The 15,557-nt window shown below is 63.8% G+C and carries 15 protein-coding genes; 8 read left to right on the top strand and 7 right to left on the bottom strand.

Going from position 1 to position 15,557, the window contains the following annotated elements; genetic code table 11:
* The first annotated feature begins 8 nt into the window (after window positions 1-8).
* Complete coding sequence (locus LMTR21_RS31255) at window positions 9-242, top strand: hypothetical protein (protein WP_141688640.1); 234 nt, start codon at window positions 9-11, stop codon at window positions 240-242.
* Between the two features lie 24 nt (window positions 243-266).
* On the opposite strand, the gene LMTR21_RS31250 is transcribed toward LMTR21_RS31255, so the two are convergent.
* Window positions 267-1,025 carry a sulfite exporter TauE/SafE family protein gene (locus LMTR21_RS31250; RefSeq protein WP_084030992.1) on the bottom strand — a complete coding sequence of 253 codons (759 nt, stop codon included), beginning with the start codon at window positions 1,023-1,025 and terminating at the stop codon, window positions 267-269.
* Window positions 1,026-1,687: 662 nt separating this feature from the next.
* Entirely contained in the window at window positions 1,688-3,082 is a 1,395-nt protein-coding gene (locus LMTR21_RS31245) for a TAXI family TRAP transporter solute-binding subunit (protein WP_065756405.1), read from the bottom strand.
* Window positions 3,083-3,213: 131 nt separating this feature from the next.
* Between LMTR21_RS31245 and LMTR21_RS31240 the strand changes: the two genes are divergently transcribed.
* The 3 genes from LMTR21_RS31240 (at window position 3,214) to LMTR21_RS31230 (ending at window position 5,757) form a co-directional block, all read left to right on the top strand.
* Complete coding sequence (locus tag LMTR21_RS31240; protein WP_065756397.1) at window positions 3,214-4,269, top strand: glycosyltransferase family 4 protein; 1,056 nt, start codon at window positions 3,214-3,216, stop codon at window positions 4,267-4,269.
* A 60-nt stretch (window positions 4,270-4,329) separates the two neighbouring features.
* Window positions 4,330-5,019, top strand: coding sequence for a class I SAM-dependent methyltransferase (locus LMTR21_RS31235; RefSeq protein ID WP_057859489.1), 690 nt, complete (start codon window positions 4,330-4,332; stop codon window positions 5,017-5,019).
* 120 nt (window positions 5,020-5,139) lie between these two features.
* Window positions 5,140-5,757, top strand: a complete 618-nt coding sequence (locus LMTR21_RS31230; protein ID WP_065756396.1) for a hypothetical protein — start codon at window positions 5,140-5,142, stop codon at window positions 5,755-5,757.
* Window positions 5,758-5,988: 231 nt separating this feature from the next.
* Here the strand turns inward: LMTR21_RS31230 and LMTR21_RS31225 are convergent, their stop codons facing one another.
* Window positions 5,989-7,653, bottom strand: a complete 1,665-nt coding sequence (locus LMTR21_RS31225; protein ID WP_065756395.1) for an aminotransferase class III-fold pyridoxal phosphate-dependent enzyme — start codon at window positions 7,651-7,653, stop codon at window positions 5,989-5,991.
* 34 nt (window positions 7,654-7,687) lie between these two features.
* Between LMTR21_RS31225 and asd the strand changes: the two genes are divergently transcribed.
* Both asd and LMTR21_RS31215 read left to right on the top strand, forming a co-directional pair.
* Window positions 7,688-8,551 carry an archaetidylserine decarboxylase gene (asd, locus tag LMTR21_RS31220; RefSeq protein ID WP_065756394.1) on the top strand — a complete coding sequence of 288 codons (864 nt, stop codon included), beginning with the start codon at window positions 7,688-7,690 and terminating at the stop codon, window positions 8,549-8,551.
* Between the two features lie 49 nt (window positions 8,552-8,600).
* Window positions 8,601-9,113 carry an NUDIX hydrolase gene (locus LMTR21_RS31215; protein WP_065756393.1) on the top strand — a complete coding sequence of 171 codons (513 nt, stop codon included), beginning with the start codon at window positions 8,601-8,603 and terminating at the stop codon, window positions 9,111-9,113.
* Window positions 9,114-9,142: 29 nt separating this feature from the next.
* Here LMTR21_RS31215 and LMTR21_RS31210 read toward each other — a convergent pair whose 3' ends face one another.
* From LMTR21_RS31210 to LMTR21_RS31200, 3 genes are all read right to left on the bottom strand, one after another.
* Window positions 9,143-10,630 carry a FecR family protein gene (locus LMTR21_RS31210; RefSeq protein ID WP_065756392.1) on the bottom strand — a complete coding sequence of 496 codons (1,488 nt, stop codon included), beginning with the start codon at window positions 10,628-10,630 and terminating at the stop codon, window positions 9,143-9,145.
* Between the two features lie 165 nt (window positions 10,631-10,795).
* Window positions 10,796-11,119: a hypothetical protein gene (locus LMTR21_RS40395; RefSeq protein WP_065756391.1), complete on the bottom strand. Its 324-nt coding sequence runs from the start codon at window positions 11,117-11,119 to the stop codon at window positions 10,796-10,798.
* A 299-nt stretch (window positions 11,120-11,418) separates the two neighbouring features.
* Window positions 11,419-12,144, bottom strand: a complete 726-nt coding sequence (locus LMTR21_RS31200; protein WP_065756390.1) for a DUF2147 domain-containing protein — start codon at window positions 12,142-12,144, stop codon at window positions 11,419-11,421.
* Between the two features lie 191 nt (window positions 12,145-12,335).
* Between LMTR21_RS31200 and LMTR21_RS31195 the strand changes: the two genes are divergently transcribed.
* On the top strand, window positions 12,336-13,169 hold the full coding sequence (locus tag LMTR21_RS31195; RefSeq protein WP_065756389.1) for a DUF2147 domain-containing protein: 834 nt from the start codon (window positions 12,336-12,338) through the stop codon (window positions 13,167-13,169).
* A gap of 416 nt (window positions 13,170-13,585) precedes the next feature.
* Window positions 13,586-14,800, top strand: a complete 1,215-nt coding sequence (locus LMTR21_RS31190) for an extensin-like domain-containing protein (protein ID WP_065756404.1) — start codon at window positions 13,586-13,588, stop codon at window positions 14,798-14,800.
* A 97-nt stretch (window positions 14,801-14,897) separates the two neighbouring features.
* On the opposite strand, the gene LMTR21_RS31185 is transcribed toward LMTR21_RS31190, so the two are convergent.
* The gene (locus tag LMTR21_RS31185) at window positions 14,898-15,377 is read right to left on the bottom strand and encodes a hypothetical protein (RefSeq protein WP_065756388.1); all 480 of its coding nucleotides are present in this window, start codon (window positions 15,375-15,377) and stop codon (window positions 14,898-14,900) included.
* Window positions 15,378-15,557 lie beyond the last annotated feature (180 nt).

The raw sequence follows: 15,557 nt of genomic DNA, 5'->3' as shown, positions 1-15,557 counted from the left end.
AGACCGCCATGATGAGAACAATGATTTTGCTTGGTGCCGTTGCCATGCTGCTCCTGTTCGCTCCTGCCAATCCGGCATCGGCGCAGCACGTTATTACCAATCCAGGCAAGTGCGCCCAGTTCTATCCGAACGCAAATTGCCAGAATTATGGGCGGGGCAATCCCTACACCGCCTATGGCTGGCAACGATCGGGATATCGTCACTACGGGGGCCATCGTTATCACCGTCGCCATTGGCGCTGACGTCAATCAGGGTGAGGGGCAGTTCTAGGGCCGGACGTATCCGGCCAGCCCGTCCCACAACAGCTTGGCCGCGGTGACGACCAGAATGGCATAGCAGGCGCGGTAGAGCGCGCGCTGGTCGAGGCGCTTATGTAGCCGCCATCCGGCCCACACGCCCGCGGGCACGGCCGGCGCACAGAGCGCCATCAGCATCCACAGGCTCTTCGAGGGCGTGGCGAGCACAAGCCACGGGCCGGCCTTCAGCAGATTGCCGACCGTGAAGAACAGGCTGGTGGTGCCGGCATAGAGCGCCTTCGACATGCCGAGCGGCAGCAGGTACATCGCCAGCGGCGGTCCGCCCGAATGGGCGACCATCGTGGTCACGCCGGAGGAGAGGCCGGCGAGTATGGCCTTCGGTGTCGAACGCGGGCACGGCCTGATTTCGCCGCCGCCGAGAAACCAGATCGCGGCGAACACCAGCGTCACCAGGCCCATGACGACCTCGATGGCGTGGCGGTCGAGATCGCGCAGCGCGAAGTAACCGAGCCCGATGCCTGCAACCAGCGCCGGCAGCAGCATCGCAAGGTCGGCGCGCGACCAGGTGTTCGGCCGCCAATAGCGCAGCGCCGTGATATCCATCACCACGAACAGCGGCGCCAGCAGCGCGCCGGCCGCGATCGGATCCATCGCCAGCGAAAGCAAGGGGATGCCGACGATAGCGAAGCCGCCGCCGAATGCACCCTTCATGAAGGCGATCAGGAAGACGCCGGAGAGTGCGATCGCGAGCGTGAGAGGTGCAGGCATGTCTGATACGGCGGATACGATCACGGGTGCACCCGCGTCGACGCTGTCGCAGCCGCTCGCCGCAAGCGCAGTTGCTCACTCTCTCCCGTGAAGCGGAAAGGCATGGATATCCGATGGCAATGTTGTGCGAAGCGTCGTGATCGCGCGCAACATGGCACTGCGCCGATGCAGGGCGCAACATCAACATTGCTCTCGGTGCATATTGCTCTCGGTGCAATGCGCATGAGCGCGACGCTCGCGGTCTGGCTGGCGCGCATTCGCGGCACGTCGGTGGCGACGTCGCGTCGGCCGCAACGGTCGTCCGCACGCGTGAGGAATAGACAGGCCAGTACCGGCATGGCCGCGGGATGATTGATTTATGTCAAAGGCCGATTCACGTCGGCACGCAACCGTAACGACGCTGAATTTTCCGCGAGACCGAATCAATGCGAAGAGTGCCGATCAATTGGGAAATGGTGTTTTGGCTTCTATGCGGGGTTGGCCTGGTGCTGGCTTTTTGGCACTACGGCACCATGATCAGCGACTACACAGATTGATGCATGCCAGGCGCAGATCTGGTCGGGCAGGTCGAGCTTAAATAGGAAACGTTTTCGGTCAGGCTCCGTTGGAGTCGTCGCGGACGCCTACGATCAAATGCGGTAACGGCGAATAAGGATGCAGTTCTAGCCGGCGCGCATGCGCGGCATGTCGGCCGAGCCCGCGCCGAGCACCACGCGGCGGTCGGTGACGGCATGATGGAACTGTTCGAGCGCAAGAGCGATCACCGACAGGTCGCTTTCCTCGACGGTGCCGTCGTCATAGCAATCCAGCGTTTCGCGCAACATGCCGTCGGCCGCATTTTGCATATCCGCGAGCTCTTCCGGCGTCTCGGCTTTTCTCACCTTGGCAATCAGCTCCAGCAGATGATCGCGATGCGCGATGTATTGCTCGCGCTCGTCCTTGTTCCAGTAATGCTTGAACCATGCGCCGACCGAGCCCAGGCCTGAGAGGATCAGGACGGCGAACCAGATGTAGTCGGTGTATTTTTCGAGGAACGTTCGCTCGTTGCCGTCGATATAGGCGGCGGCGCCCGCATGGGCCGGTAGCGCGGCGTCCTTGTCGGTATCCGGCTTCTCGATCTGCGAGGCGGTCGGCAGTTCGCGCGCGAGCTGCTGGCGGTTGGTGAAGAGCTGGCGGGCGAAGGCAGCAACCGCCGTGTCAGACAGCGATTTCGGCGCGATGATCAGATGGTTGATGGCGACCGTATCGACCTTGTCTTCCGGCCGCTGCGGCGAAGAGCCGAAGATGCTCGCTGGAATTTCCTCGGATTCATAGACCGGGTTTTTCTTGGCGATGGCGTCGGAAACGTCGATCGGCAGGAATTTCGGCTCGCCGCGGGCTGCAGCCGTTGCCGCGATCGCGTCGACCGTGATCTTGCTCTTGAGCGGGCCGACGGCCATGAAGGCATCGATCGACTGATCTTTCGCCATTTCGTTGATCTGGCTGGTGGCGAACTGGCTGATCGTGACCTTGTCCGGATTGATGCCGGACTCTTTCAGGATCACGCGCAACAGCGTGACATTGGCCTGCGTACGTCCGATCACGCCGACGCGGTGACCGGCGAGGTCCTCGAGACTCTTGACCTTCGGTGTCGGCTGCTTCCTGGAGCCCTTGGCGGGCAGGCCGGAAGGCGCCCACAGCACGACGACATTCTTGCGCAGGATGGCAACCGACTCGGCGTTCTCCGGCAGGTTCAGGTCGCCGCGCGCCACCGCGAGGTCGGCCTTACCGGCGGTGAACAACGCGATGCTCTCCTGCGTCCCTTCCGTCGTGATCGGCGCCAGACGTACCGAGCTGCCTTCACGCGCAAAGGTCTGCGCCATGAGTTGGACCAGCTTCTGGTCCTCGCTGCCGGCGGGGCCCACCGCAATCCGCAGCGTGGTCGGCCGCAGCACGTAATACAGCGTGCCGGCGGCGACGCCGAATGCGAGCATGCCCGCAGCAAGGATCAGAAGCGCGTAGCTCTTCTGCTTTCGCCGGCGGCGGGATCGTGCCGAATTGTCGTTCGGGTCTGACATCATTCTGTCACGTTACCTGAAATCCGTGGAGATGGGTTTAAAAAACAACCTTACAGAACGATGACGTCATACGCCTGAAATATCCATGTCCCAACGTCGAATTCGAGAATCGTTAATCTCGGATTCGAGCCATGAAGATCTTGATTGCGACGGATGCGTGGCATCCACAGGTGAACGGCGTCGTCCGCACGTTGACGTCGCTGGCGCGCAGCGCCAGAGCGCTCGATGCCGACATCAGCTTCCTCACGCCGGACGGGTTTCGTTCGATGGCGCTGCCGACCTATCCGGGGTTGCGCATCGCGCTGCCGAACCGGCGCGAGATCGCGCGCCGCATCGAGGAGGCCGCGCCGGACGCGATTCACATCGCGACTGAAGGGCCGATCGGCTGGATGGTGCGCGCGTATTGCCGCCGCCGCAAGCTCGCGTTTACCACGTCCTACACGACGCGCTTTCCGGAATATATCGCCGTCCGCATCGGGCTTCCGGTCGCCGTCGGATATACGGTGTTGCAGCGGTTTCATGCGGCGGCCTCCACGACCATGGTCGCAACGGATTCGTTGCGGCAGGAGCTTTCCGCGCGGGGTTTCCGCAAGCTCGGCTTCTGGACGCGCGGCGTCGACACCGAGCTGTTCAATCCGCACAGCCCGGCTGTGCTCGACCTGCCGCGGCCGATCTTCATGACCATGGGCCGCGTCGCGGTGGAAAAGAATCTCGAGGCGTTCCTGTCGCTCGACCTGCCGGGATCGAAGGTGGTCGTCGGCGACGGGCCGCAGAAGGCGCAGCTCGCAAGGCAATTCCCCGACGCGATCTTCCTCGGCGAGAAGAAGGGCGCGGACCTGACCGCGCATCTCGCTGCCGCCGACGTCTTCGTGTTTCCGAGCCTCACCGATACCTTTGGCGTCGTGCAGCTCGAGGCCTTGGCGTGCGGCACGCCGGTTGCTGCATTCCCCGTTACCGGCCCGAAGGATGTCATTGCCGATCATCCGATCGGCGCCATCGACACTGATCTGCGCAGCGCGTGCCTGCGCGCGCTGACGATGTCGCGCGAGGCCTGCCGGAATTTTGCGCTGGCGCGTTCCTGGGAAAACAGCGCGCGGCAGTTCCTCGGCAATCTGACCGCGCTGCAGCCGAGCCGCGCGCTGCGGCCGGCGCGCCGGGCGCCCACGACCAGCGCCGTGCAGGGCTAGGCTTGCGAACGTTCGACCATCAAACCAGTCATATGCGTAAGACGAGAAGGCAGGACAATCATGGCAGACATCATCAAGCTTGACGGCACGAGGCCGCTCGATTTCGACCGCGAAACGGTCGAGCAGGCCTATGACCGCTGGGCGCCGGTTTACGATCTGGTGTTCGGCGGCGTGTTCTCAAAGGGCCGCAAGGCGGCGATCGCGGCGACCAACAAGATCGGCGGCCGGGTGCTCGAGGTCGGCGTCGGCACCGGCATTTCGTTGCCGCTATACGCGCCGCATCTGCGTATCTTCGGCACCGACATTTCCGAGTTGATGCTGGAGAAGGCGAAGAAGCGCGTCGACGAACTCGGCCTGAAGAATGTCGAGGGCCTTGCGGTGATGGACGCCGAAAACCTCGAATTCCCGGACGATTCCTTCGACGTGGTAATGGCGCAATATGTCGTCACCGCGGTGCCTAATCCCGAAAAGGCGCTCGACGAATTCGCTCGCGTGCTGCGGCCGGGCGGCGAACTCATCATCCTCACCCGGGTCAGCGCCGATGCCGGCATGCGCCGCTTCATCGAGCAGCGGCTGCAGCCGGTGGTGCGTCCGCTCGGTTTCCGCACCGCCGAGTTCGCCTGGTCGCGCTACGCGCAATGGCTGGCCGGCGCGCGCGGCATGGAATTGGCGGAGCGCCGTTTGGTGCCGCCGCTCGGGCATTTCTCGCTGGTGCGTTTCCGCAAAATCGACGTCGCCGCGGCGGCCTGACGCGAGCCTTGCTGCTTGCGTCATCGCGTCGCTCTGCGGCGTCACATGTCAACTTCATGATGTCACATGCCGGACATCGAATCTCGATAGACCCGATCCCATCGGAATTTGGGGGAGAACATGATCAAGAATTTCCTGCAGGAACTGCGAACCCAGCGCTGGGATGACCATCGCTACTATCACCACAGCCGCATCAACCAGTCGCTGCACTTCGTCAGCGCCGCGAGCTTCCTGTTCGCTTATGTCATGCTGTTCTTCGACCCCGTGGTGTCGGCGCTGGTCGGCTGGCTGGTGTCGATGACGACGCGCCAGGCCGGTCACTTCTTCTTCGAGCCCAAGGGCTACGACCACGTCAACCAGGCGACCCATGAGCACAAGGAAGAGATCAAGGTCGGCTACAACCTGCAGCGCAAGGTGGTGCTGATGACGATCTGGGCGCTCTCGCCGCTGGTGCTGTATTTCAGCCCGACGCTGTTTGGCCTGGTCCAGCCCTGGACCTCGAACGCCGACTTCATGCGGCAGGTGGCCAAAGTGTGGCTGGCCGTCGGCATCGGCGGTTTGCTGTTCCGCACCGTGCACCTGTTCTTCATCCGCGACGTCGAGACCGGCCTGGTCTGGATGACCAAGATCCTCACCGACCCCTTCAGCGATCTCAAGCTGTACTACAAGGCGCCGCTGGCGCTGATGAAGGGCGAACTGATCGATCCGGGCCTGGAGAAGCACGTCAAGCACGCGTGAGCTTTCGCTTTGATGCGTGTAACGAACGTCATGCCCGGGCTTGTCCCGGGCATCCACGTCTTGAGGGTGTCCCGGCCACGACGATGGAGAGCGGTGAACTCTCAGCCGTCATTGCGAGCGAAGCGAAGCAATCCACCTTCTCCATGCGGGGATAGATGGATTGCTTCGTCGCTTCGCTCCTCGCAATGACGGAGAACCAGCCGGGCTATGACCGTAAATAAAAGAACGCCGTTAGCGCCCCAGCCGCTTCCGCAGCATCTCCCGCAGAATCCGCCGCTTGATATCCTTGTTGGTCAGCGAAGCCTCATGCCACCACCAGCCATCGCGCTTCATCTTGTCGGCCGCCGCGACAAAGCGGTCGGCCACCTCGGTGAAATCCGCATCGGTGTAGTTGAGGCTGAAGATCAGCCGGCCGGTGCCGACCCAGCTCAAGGCCAGCCCCTCGGCGCGCAGATAATATTGAAGCATCCAGTTGTAGCGGGACGGCTCGGTGTATTGCACCGTCCAGATCGAGGAGAGATTGCTGACGCGGACCGGGAGCTCCTGCTCGGCCAACCGCTCATTCAACGCCTTGGCGCGGCCGTTCCAGGTTTCGTCGAGTCCCTGATAGACCGCGTTGAAGTTCGGGCTGGCGAGGCGGCTCAGGAATTCGTCCATCGCCGTCATCACGTAGGGGTGCGAATTGAAGGTGCCGCGGGCGAAGCAGACGTCGGCGGGGCGATCGTCGCGGAAGCGGCGCATCAAGTCCTTGCGGCCGCAGACCACGCCCACCGGAAGTCCGCCGGCGAGGCTCTTGCCGTAGGTCACCATGTCGGCGCGAACGCCGAAATATTCCTGGGCACCGCCGGCGGCGAGGCGGAAGCCGACGAAGACTTCGTCGAAGATCAGAACGATGCCGCGCTCGGTGCAGACCTCGCGCAATTTCTTCAGCCACTCGGTGTAAGCCGCGCGATCGAACGCGCCCTTGCGCGAGCTATCGACCAGCGCGGAATCGCCGGGGGCGTTGGCATTCGGGTGGAGCGCCTGCAGCGGATTGACCAGCACGCAAGCGATGTCGCGGCGCGTCTGCAGCACATGCAGCGTCCGCTCCGACATCTCGGCCAGCGTGTAGGTCTCGTGCGGCGAAACAGGATTGCCGACGCCGGGCTGCACGTCGCCCCACCAGCCGTGATAGGCGCCGGCGAAACGAACCAGATGTGTGCGCCGGGTGTGGTAGCGCGCCAGCCGCACCGCCTGCATGACCGCTTCGGTGCCGGACATGTGGAACGAGACTTCGTCGAGGCCGGAAATCTCGCAGAGACGGCGGACGTTGTCGGTGATGACGGGGTGATAGGGACCGAGCACGGGTCCGAGCGCATGGGCGCGCTTTTCGGCTTCTGTGATGCATTCCTTGTAGAAGTCGTTGCCGAAGATATTGACGCCGTAGGAGCCGGTCAGGTCGTAGAAGGCATTGCCGTCGACGTCGGTCACGGTGACGCCGGCGGAGGATTCCATGAACGCGCCGGTGCCGAGATTTTCGCGCACCAGCCGGCTGTACTGAAACGGCACGCGGTAGCTTTCCGTGAACTGCAAGTCGGAGATGTGTTCGGCCGCTTCGGATGTCATCCGGCGGCCCCTGGCGTAGCGCTCCTCGAAGAGGCTGGCGAGCCGGAAGAAGGCGTCCTGGCGCTGCATCGCGATGTCGGCGGGCGCGCCGTCGGAGGCGAAGAAATCGCCGATATCGAACTCGTAATGCGGCACCAGCCGCGCGACCATTTTGGACATTTTTGAATGTCCTGATAGCGAGCGGTGCTTGGCGCGCGATAGCGCCAGCCGGGCCTGCAATTTGGGGAAGACTGCCGCGGCGCTTACGGCCGCAGCGGCGGACAGGGAAAGAATCGGAAGGGATGTGTCCATGCCACCAGCGCTAGCCAATGCCTCTAACAGATTGATGACAATCCGGGGCCTGATCGCGTCCCTGACGCAGCAGGAAGATCTCAATTTTCTATTGACCAACCGTATTCCGCGGGCGGCGCTGACGCGCTTCATGGGCTGGTTCAGCAAGATCGAGAATCCGCTGGTGCGCGATGCCTCGATTGCGTGCTGGCGGCTGTTTTCCGACCTCGATCTGTCGGAAGCCAGGAAGACCGAATTCAGAAGCCTGCATGATTGCTTTACCCGCGAGCTTCGTCCCGGGCTGCGACCGGTGGATCCGGACCCGAGCGTGGTGGCCAGTCCATCCGACGGCATCATCGGCGCGCACGGCCGGATCGCCGACACCGAGCTGTTCCAGATCAAGGGCGCGCCTTATTCGCTGCTCGACCTGCTCGGCGATCCTGCGCTGGTGGATCAGCACCGCAACGGCCGCTTCCTCACGCTGCGGCTGACGTCGAGCATGTATCATCGCTTCCACGCGCCCTATGACGCCACGATCAAGAGGGTGACGTTCATCCACGGCGATGTCTGGAACGTCAATCCGATCGCGCTGAAGCGCGTGGAGCGCCTGTTCTGCAAGAACGAGCGCGCGGTACTGCGCACGCGGCTTTCGACCGGCGAGGCGCTGACGCTGGTGCCGGTCGCCGCCATTCTGGTCGCCAGCATCCGCCTGCATTTCCTCGATGTCACGCTCAACGCGCAGAGCAGGGGACCGGTGGACTTCGCCTGCTTTGCGCGGGTCAAGAAAGGCGACGAACTCGGCTGGTTCGAGCACGGCTCGACCATCATCGTGCTGGCGCCGGAGAGTTTCGAATTCGCCGACGGTGTCGCGGAGGGAGCGCGCATCCGCGCCGGCGAAGCGCTGTTGCGCAAACCTTGATCGCATCTCTATATGGTCGCAAGATCTGAAATCCGATGCGGGAAGAAAGATGGCGCGAACGCCTGTTCTGGCGGCGGGAGGCATTGTGCTGCGGCAGGCGGAGCCGCCGCTGGTCGCGGTGGTGCGCCTGCGCAAGCGCAATGAATGGGTCCTGCCGAAAGGCAAGCTCGACGACGGCGAGACGCCGCGCGCCGCCGCCGAACGCGAGGTGATGGAAGAAACCGGGTACGACGTTGCCGTGCACGAATTTCTGGGGACGCTGGCCTACGAGTCCCGGGGCGGCGCCAAGGTGGTGCATTACTGGCGCATGGCCGCGGGCGAGACGCCGGCGCGCCAATTGATGCGCGACGTGAAGGCGGTGGACTGGCTGTCGCTGGAAGAAGCCATTAAACGGCTGTCGCGCGGCTATGAGCGCGCGTTTCTGGAACAGGTGGGGCCGATCGCGCTGGCGGCGGCGAACGGCGTGGCAGGCGCGGCGTTGCCGATGGCGGTACAGCCCATCGTGCGAGAGAAAGCCGCGCCCGTTGGCTTTCTTCGAAACCTGCTTCGACTATTTCGCTAATCCGTGTCCCGGGCAGCGCTGAGAAACTTCTAGCGCAATTCCTTCGGCGGCTTGCCGCGTTGCTGCGCGGGTGCAGGGCGCCGCGGCGCTGCAGGCAATCCCGGCCGCTGCAGGGCGGGCGGGGCTTGCACGCCGGGCGGCCGCTGCAGACCGGGAGCGCCGAAACGGTTCGGCAGCGGCCGTCCCTGCAGTACGCCGGGCTGCGCATAGGGTTGTTGCGGCTGTCCGACGCGTGGCGGCACGCCGGGTTGATTGGGCGAAGCCGGCTGTTGCTGGCCCGCGCGTGGCGGCAGGGAGGGCTGTCTCGGCGAGCCCGGTTGCTGCTGTCCCTGACGGCTCGGCACGCCCGGCTGTTGCTGCTGACCGGGCCGGTTCAGTTGCCCCGGTTGTTGCGGCTGACCGGGGCGATTGAGTTGGCCGGGCGGCTGCTGTCCCTGCTGCTGCCCCGGGTTCTGACCCTGGCGGTTCGGCACCGCCGGCAGCGGCGGCTGACCGGGTTGTCCGGGCAGGCCGTTCTGCCGCTGACCGGGTTGTTGCTGCCCCGGCCGGTTCAACTGACCGGGCTGCTGCTGCCCGGGCCTGACCTGTCCAGGCAGACCGTTCTGTCGCTGCTGGCCGGGTTGCAACTGCCGGATCGGGCGGTTCGGATTGAGGAAGCCGGGATTGGCGCGGCGGAATTCGCGCTGCTGGAACACGACCTGCCGGCCGAGATTTTGCGTCGAATGAAGCTGACGCACAAAGCCCTGGTCGCGCAGGACAGCTGCTTGCGGAATCACCAGCGGCACCGCCGCGAAGCGCGCGCCGCCGGCGCCGGGGCGGATGGTGAAGCCGCTGGCGCCCTGCGTCAGAAAGCCGAGCCGCGAGCCGGCGCGGTCATTGACCTCGATCCGGCCGACCCGCCCGTCGGCGTCGGGATAAAGCTTGACCGCGACATTGTTCGGACTGTTGGCGGCGGCGCCTTCCGGCACCTCGACAAGGCCGGTGGTGCCGCGAATGCCGAGGGTGGCGGTCGGCGTCGTGATCTTCATGTCGCCGGTTTTTGCCACCGACGCGGCGACGAAGGCCGCGGTGCCCTTGGCGACGTCGAAGATCGCGGCGTTGCTCTTGCCGCCGTCCTCATAGACGTAATTGTCGATGGTGATCTTGGTGTTGGCCCTGAGATTGAAGGTGGTGTTGTCGATGAAGGTGATGCCAAGCGCCGCATTGGCGCCGGTCTGCACGATATCGTTGAGGTAGATGTCGTCCTTGACCTTGAGCGGCGTGGTGGTGTCGTTGCGGATCACGCTGGCGCTGCCGGTCACGGTGGCGACGTTGCCGATCGGCTCCTCCGGCGCCTGCGCGTCCGCGGCCGGCGCGGACGCATCGGGCGCCGGTGTCGCCGGCGTGGCGGACTGCGAAGGATCGGTCTGCGCCTGCGCCAGCTGCATCGGCTCGGAAGTCGTCGCGAAAACGTCCGTCGCGCCGATCATCGTGCTGCCGGCCAGCAGCACAAGCGCGAAGCATAGATGGCGCGGCATCGGGATATTTCCGTGGGCGGGGAGAAGGCAGGCGGCGGGAGCGCGATTTCAGCGCGGCCAGGCTGAATGCGGGATGAACATGGCCGCTTGTTGTCGGCCACAAACGATCAGCGCCACACCCGGGGTGTCCGGGCGTGGCGCTGTGGCATTATGTAGGAAAATGGCTCAGCCGCGCTTGACCGGAGTCAGGTTCAGCGGCTTGGAGGGCTTCGCCGTCGGCGCGCAGTTCACGGGCGTCGCGGTGGCCGGCGGCACGTAACGGAAGACAGCCTTGCAGCCGTTGCTGAGCTGCGCACGCTTCTGCACCATGCAGGCGGTGACGCGCTCGACATCGGGGATTTCCGACGAGCACAACCGCATCGCATCGCCGGTGCACATTTGCTCCTGCTCTTGCGTGTAGGCGTGGGCGGTCGTGGTCAGCAGGCCAAGCGCAAGCGTTGTTGCGATCAGCATCGTGCAATTGCGCATGGTCGAACCGGTGAAAGCCATCGAATGTCCCCCTTGTGGATGGTGCCAGCGCGGATCGCGCTACCGAGTTGCGCGCCGAAGTGGCGCCTCGTTGGCGAGGACAACTACGCGGCCCCGGTTTCGGGATTTTTTCGTCGCAAGGGAAAAAGTGTTTCGTCGCGGAGGAGATTTGCTTCGTCGTGCAAGGTCTTAACGAACGCTCAACTATCCGCGACAGCGCAAAAAAGAGACCCCGTGAAATCTCACGGGGTCCAAGTCTCAGGGAGAAGGAGTCTCAGGGAGAAGAAGTCTTAGCGAGAAGAAGTCTTGGGAAGAAATCGTCAGCTCACGCGCTTCCAGGTCTGGCCGCCGCAGAACATGCCGCCGAAGGCGCAGCCCTGAACCTTGAGCGTATTGGTGCCCTTCAGCGCGATCGTCGAGTCGTAGTTGCGTCCGCTGTTGGGATCGTGAATCCGGCCGGCCCACTTGCCGCCCTGCGGCTTCATGTTGATCAGGATCCGCTCGCCGGTGTTGACGGAATAGCCGCACAGATTGGCGCCGCATTCTTCGATGCGCACGTTGCCCTTGTTCTCTTCCGTCGACCAGACGCCGAGCGGCGAGTTCGGATCGGACGCAGCGGCAACGGGAGCTGGCTGCGGCGCGGGTGCGGCAGCGACCGGTGCGGCGGGCGGAGGCGGAGCGGGTGGTACGACTTCGGTCCGCGTCGGTGGTGCGGCCGCGACGGTCGTTTGCGCCGGCGCCGGCGCAGCAACGGGGGCCGCGGGCTGCGGCGCAGTCGCCTGGACCGGGGCCGGAGCTGCCGGCTTTGCCGGCGCGGTCGCGACGACGTCATCGTCGTCCTTGCGCTTCGAGCCCATGCCCTTGAGGTCGATATTGCCGAGCGTGCCGGTGTAGCCGGGCGAGGTGATCTTGATGCAGGAAAGGCCGTTGCAGTTGCGCGGCGCTTCGACACGAACGCGCTCGCCGTTGATCTGCAGGGTGATTCCGCCGGCCTGTGCCGAGGTGGTGGCCATCAACAATGCGGTGAGGATATAGAGCTTCTTCATGAGGGCCTCCCTGAGCGGCCTTGTGAGCGTTTTGCGTTGAACGTGCGCAGACCCTACGCGGGGGCGAGGAGATGTTCTGTGATGCACATCACGTGACATCAGAAAGCGGCAGGGCCGGCTCGGTGATTCAAATCACATCCCGTTGAAGTTCCCCGCGGCTAGTTTTCCGCGATCACCTGCGGGAGGCTTCGATGAAATGGTTTTGTTTTCTCGCCGTGCTGATGCTGCTCAGTTCTTCGGCCCATGCCGGCCGGTCGATTTCATTCAGCATCGGCGGTCACCGGGTGTACATCGAATCCTCCAGGCATTGCCGCTCGGCGTCGTGCGCCTCGACCTCGATTTCCCGAAGCCGCAACTGGCGTCACAGGCGCGACCGCTATGGCGACGATCGCGATGTGGGCGTGGTGCCGGCCAAGCCGCTGCCGCCTGTACCGCAGACGGTTTTGCCACCTGCGCCGCCACCGATCACGCCGCCGGCCAAGACCATCGTCACGGCACCACCGCCGGCCGTCTACACCACGGCGGCATCGACGGCTGAGGTCGTTGAAGCGCCGCCATCTCCACCGCCAGTTGAACAGACTTCGATTCCCCTGCCGCCGCTTCCGCCGGCTGCGAAGCCGGTCGAGGCCGCGCAGCCGGCCCCGCAAGTTGAACGCATCACGCATCAGCCGGAGGAGGAGCCATCGGATTCGCCGATCGGCGACTGGCAGACCGAAAGCAAGGGAACGGTGCGGATCGCAAAATGCGGCAATGCGCTGTGTGGCTATGTGCTCAGTGCATCGTCCGAGAAAGGCGAGGCGATCCTGGTCAACATGAAACCGAAGACCGAGCGGCAATGGACCGGCAGCGTCTACAGCCAGGACAGCCGCGAGACCTACTACGGCACGATGTCGATGAAGGGGACCAACACGCTTCGCGTCGAAGCCTGCGCGCTGCTCCGCTTCTACTGCACCGGCAACAATTGGAGCCGCGTCATGCGCCGCGCCGATAGTCTGGTGTTGGTGTCCGCCAAGCCGCGTTCATAAGGTTCTTCGCGCGCCACCCATCGGATCAAGTCCGAGGGCCTGCTTCCCTCGAAAAGCGGTGTGAACGAAAACGCCCGGTGACAGCGTCACCGGGCGTTCGGGTCCATTTGTCTGGACGGGTAGTTTCTAGAACACGCCAAGCACAATCGCGGCGACGAAGGCGAATGCGACATACGCTGTTACAACGCCAAGTCTGCTAACGAGAGGACTTACGAAATCCATTGGGAAAGCTCCCTGGGTTCACGTCGTGCCCGCACATAACACCTAAGGTTAGCAAAGCGTTCCCGGCCTAAAAAAGTCAGTGCTGCTGTCCATCCATGGCTCTCCACAGCCGAGCGCCCCGGTAAACATGGTAAAAAATTCGTAAAAACAACATGTTGAAGAGTCTTTAAATAAATTAGTTGAACGTGCGCGCGATGACGCGCGGAGTTCGTTTGTATCTCGTCGGCTCCTTCGTCCTCGTCTCGCTAGCGGGTTGTGGCCGCGGATTTTTTCAGTCCGCCGAGCGCGAACCGTGGCGTACCGAGGCTGAAGTCGCTTGTCTGAAGTCCGGCGCGGTCAAGGAGAGCGCGGAAGTCGTCCGGATCGACCCGATTTCCGGTCCCGGCGTGTGCGGTGCGGAATACCCGCTGAAAGTGGCGGCGCTCGGCGAAAACATCACCTCGTTCGGCTTTGCCGACGAAAGCCTGCGGCCTCCCGGCAATATCGGCAATCAGCCGCGCTGGCCGATCAACCGTGCGCCGGCGGCAGCGCCGCCCCAGCAGAACTATTCGGGAAATTATTCGGGCAGCTATCCGGAACCGGCACCGCGGCAGCCGAGCTATGCTGCGCCGTCGAACGGGCCGATCTCGCTCTCCGCGCCGGGCGTTGCCTCGCAGCAGGATGACATCGATCTGCCGCCGGAAGGCGCGCCGTCATCGCGCGGCGGCTATGCGGCGCCTTCCTATCCGCCGCAGGGCCGCTACACCGCGCCTTCGTCTGCGCCGTATACGCAGCCATCCTATCCGCCATCACCGGCCGCGCAGGGCAATCCGGTCAGCGCCTTCGGGCAGGTCTCGATGAAGCCGACGGCGACGCTGGCGTGCCCGATTGTCTCGGCGCTCGACCGCTGGCTCTCCGATTCCGTGCAGCCGGCGTCGATGCGCTGGTTCGGCGTGCGCGTCGTCGAGATCAAGCAGATCTCCGCCTATTCCTGCCGCGGCATGAACGGCAATCCGCATGCGCATATTTCCGAGCACGCGTTCGGCAACGCGCTCGACATCGCGGCCTTCACGCTCGCCGACGGCCGCCGCATCACGGTCAAGGGCGGCTGGCGCGGCATGCCGGAAGAGCAGGGGTTTCTGCGCGACGTGCAGGCGACCGCCTGCCAGCAGTTCAACACCGTGCTGGCGCCGGGCTCCAACTCCCACCATGAGGATCACATCCACGTCGACCTGATGCGCCGCGCGTCCCGCCGCACCATCTGTCAGCCGGCCGCGGTATCGGGCGAACAGGTCGCCGCGCGCGCCCAGCGTAACCCCTACGCGTCACGCGATCCCTATTCGACGGGCTCGCTCAAAAAATCGGTGTCGCGCTGGTTCGGGGGCCGCAGCAGCAAGGTCAACGAGGAAGACGAGTTCGAGGATCATTAGCGTTCGGTCGGATTCGTAGGACGGGTGGAGCGAAGACGACACCTATCGCTCGGGCGTTGACGGAGATCGCTGTGCGCCACCCATCCTACAAACTGACTCAATGGCGCTTGCCCCATGCACCAATCGCGTCAGTCCATGTTCGTTGCCACTGTTCCGCGAATTGCATCCACACCTGGATGGGATTCGCGGGTGCCTGGGTTGAGCCAAGGCCCGGCAAGGAATTTAGCTTTGACAACATCGCCGATGGTGAAGCGGACATGGGATTGGGCAGTTTGATCTGCTCCTCCCAGGCGTCCATCAGTTGATCCATCGTCTTGATTTGAATTTCGGCGATGCTTAGCAACTGTGTGCGAGCGGCATCAACCACCTGTTCTGGCCATCCGAGTGCCGAGGCAGCCGCAGCCATCTGTTCGAGGACACGTTTGCCGTTCTTTGTGTTGGTGTCGGCAAGCTCGTTGCGCCAGTCCGACAAAGACTTCAAGGCCGCGTTAACACCGTCGCGCGCCTCTTTCGTAAGCCCGGAAACCGACGTGGGACTAAAGTCGCGAGGCTTGGTTTCCAAGAACTCCGTGGCCATGGCTGTGCTCCTGTTGTTGATGCCTCCAATTGCCGCAGGCTCCTACAGGGTGTCCGGAAATCACATTGATGTAAGTCAATGGGGAGGGCACCGCGCGGGTTGGCCTTGACCGCAACGGCGGAAATCCGCCCGGGGGCAAAAGCTGGTCTTTAACATGGAGACCGCCCCGTTGGTTCCGGC

Origin of the sequence: Bradyrhizobium paxllaeri, assembly GCF_001693515.2 — a bacterium.
GTDB classification, from domain to species: Bacteria; Pseudomonadota; Alphaproteobacteria; order Rhizobiales; family Xanthobacteraceae; genus Bradyrhizobium; species Bradyrhizobium paxllaeri.
This window is presented reverse-complemented; position numbering and strand designations above follow the sequence as displayed.

Coding starts and splice junctions, on each gene's coding strand:
- LMTR21_RS31255 (WP_141688640.1), top strand. CDS start 9: ATGATGAGAACAATGATTTTGCTTGGTGCCGTTGCCATGCTGCTCCTG.
- LMTR21_RS31250 (WP_084030992.1), bottom strand. CDS start 1,025: ATGCCTGCACCTCTCACGCTCGCGATCGCACTCTCCGGCGTCTTCCTG.
- LMTR21_RS31245 (WP_065756405.1), bottom strand. CDS start 3,082: ATGTCAGACCCGAACGACAATTCGGCACGATCCCGCCGCCGGCGAAAG.
- LMTR21_RS31240 (WP_065756397.1), top strand. CDS start 3,214: ATGAAGATCTTGATTGCGACGGATGCGTGGCATCCACAGGTGAACGGC.
- LMTR21_RS31235 (WP_057859489.1), top strand. CDS start 4,330: ATGGCAGACATCATCAAGCTTGACGGCACGAGGCCGCTCGATTTCGAC.
- LMTR21_RS31230 (WP_065756396.1), top strand. CDS start 5,140: ATGATCAAGAATTTCCTGCAGGAACTGCGAACCCAGCGCTGGGATGAC.
- LMTR21_RS31225 (WP_065756395.1), bottom strand. CDS start 7,653: ATGGACACATCCCTTCCGATTCTTTCCCTGTCCGCCGCTGCGGCCGTA.
- asd (WP_065756394.1), top strand. CDS start 7,688: ATGACAATCCGGGGCCTGATCGCGTCCCTGACGCAGCAGGAAGATCTC.
- LMTR21_RS31215 (WP_065756393.1), top strand. CDS start 8,601: ATGGCGCGAACGCCTGTTCTGGCGGCGGGAGGCATTGTGCTGCGGCAG.
- LMTR21_RS31210 (WP_065756392.1), bottom strand. CDS start 10,630: ATGCCGCGCCATCTATGCTTCGCGCTTGTGCTGCTGGCCGGCAGCACG.
- LMTR21_RS40395 (WP_065756391.1), bottom strand. CDS start 11,119: ATGGCTTTCACCGGTTCGACCATGCGCAATTGCACGATGCTGATCGCA.
- LMTR21_RS31200 (WP_065756390.1), bottom strand. CDS start 12,144: ATGAAGAAGCTCTATATCCTCACCGCATTGTTGATGGCCACCACCTCG.
- LMTR21_RS31195 (WP_065756389.1), top strand. CDS start 12,336: ATGAAATGGTTTTGTTTTCTCGCCGTGCTGATGCTGCTCAGTTCTTCG.
- LMTR21_RS31190 (WP_065756404.1), top strand. CDS start 13,586: ATGACGCGCGGAGTTCGTTTGTATCTCGTCGGCTCCTTCGTCCTCGTC.
- LMTR21_RS31185 (WP_065756388.1), bottom strand. CDS start 15,377: ATGGCCACGGAGTTCTTGGAAACCAAGCCTCGCGACTTTAGTCCCACG.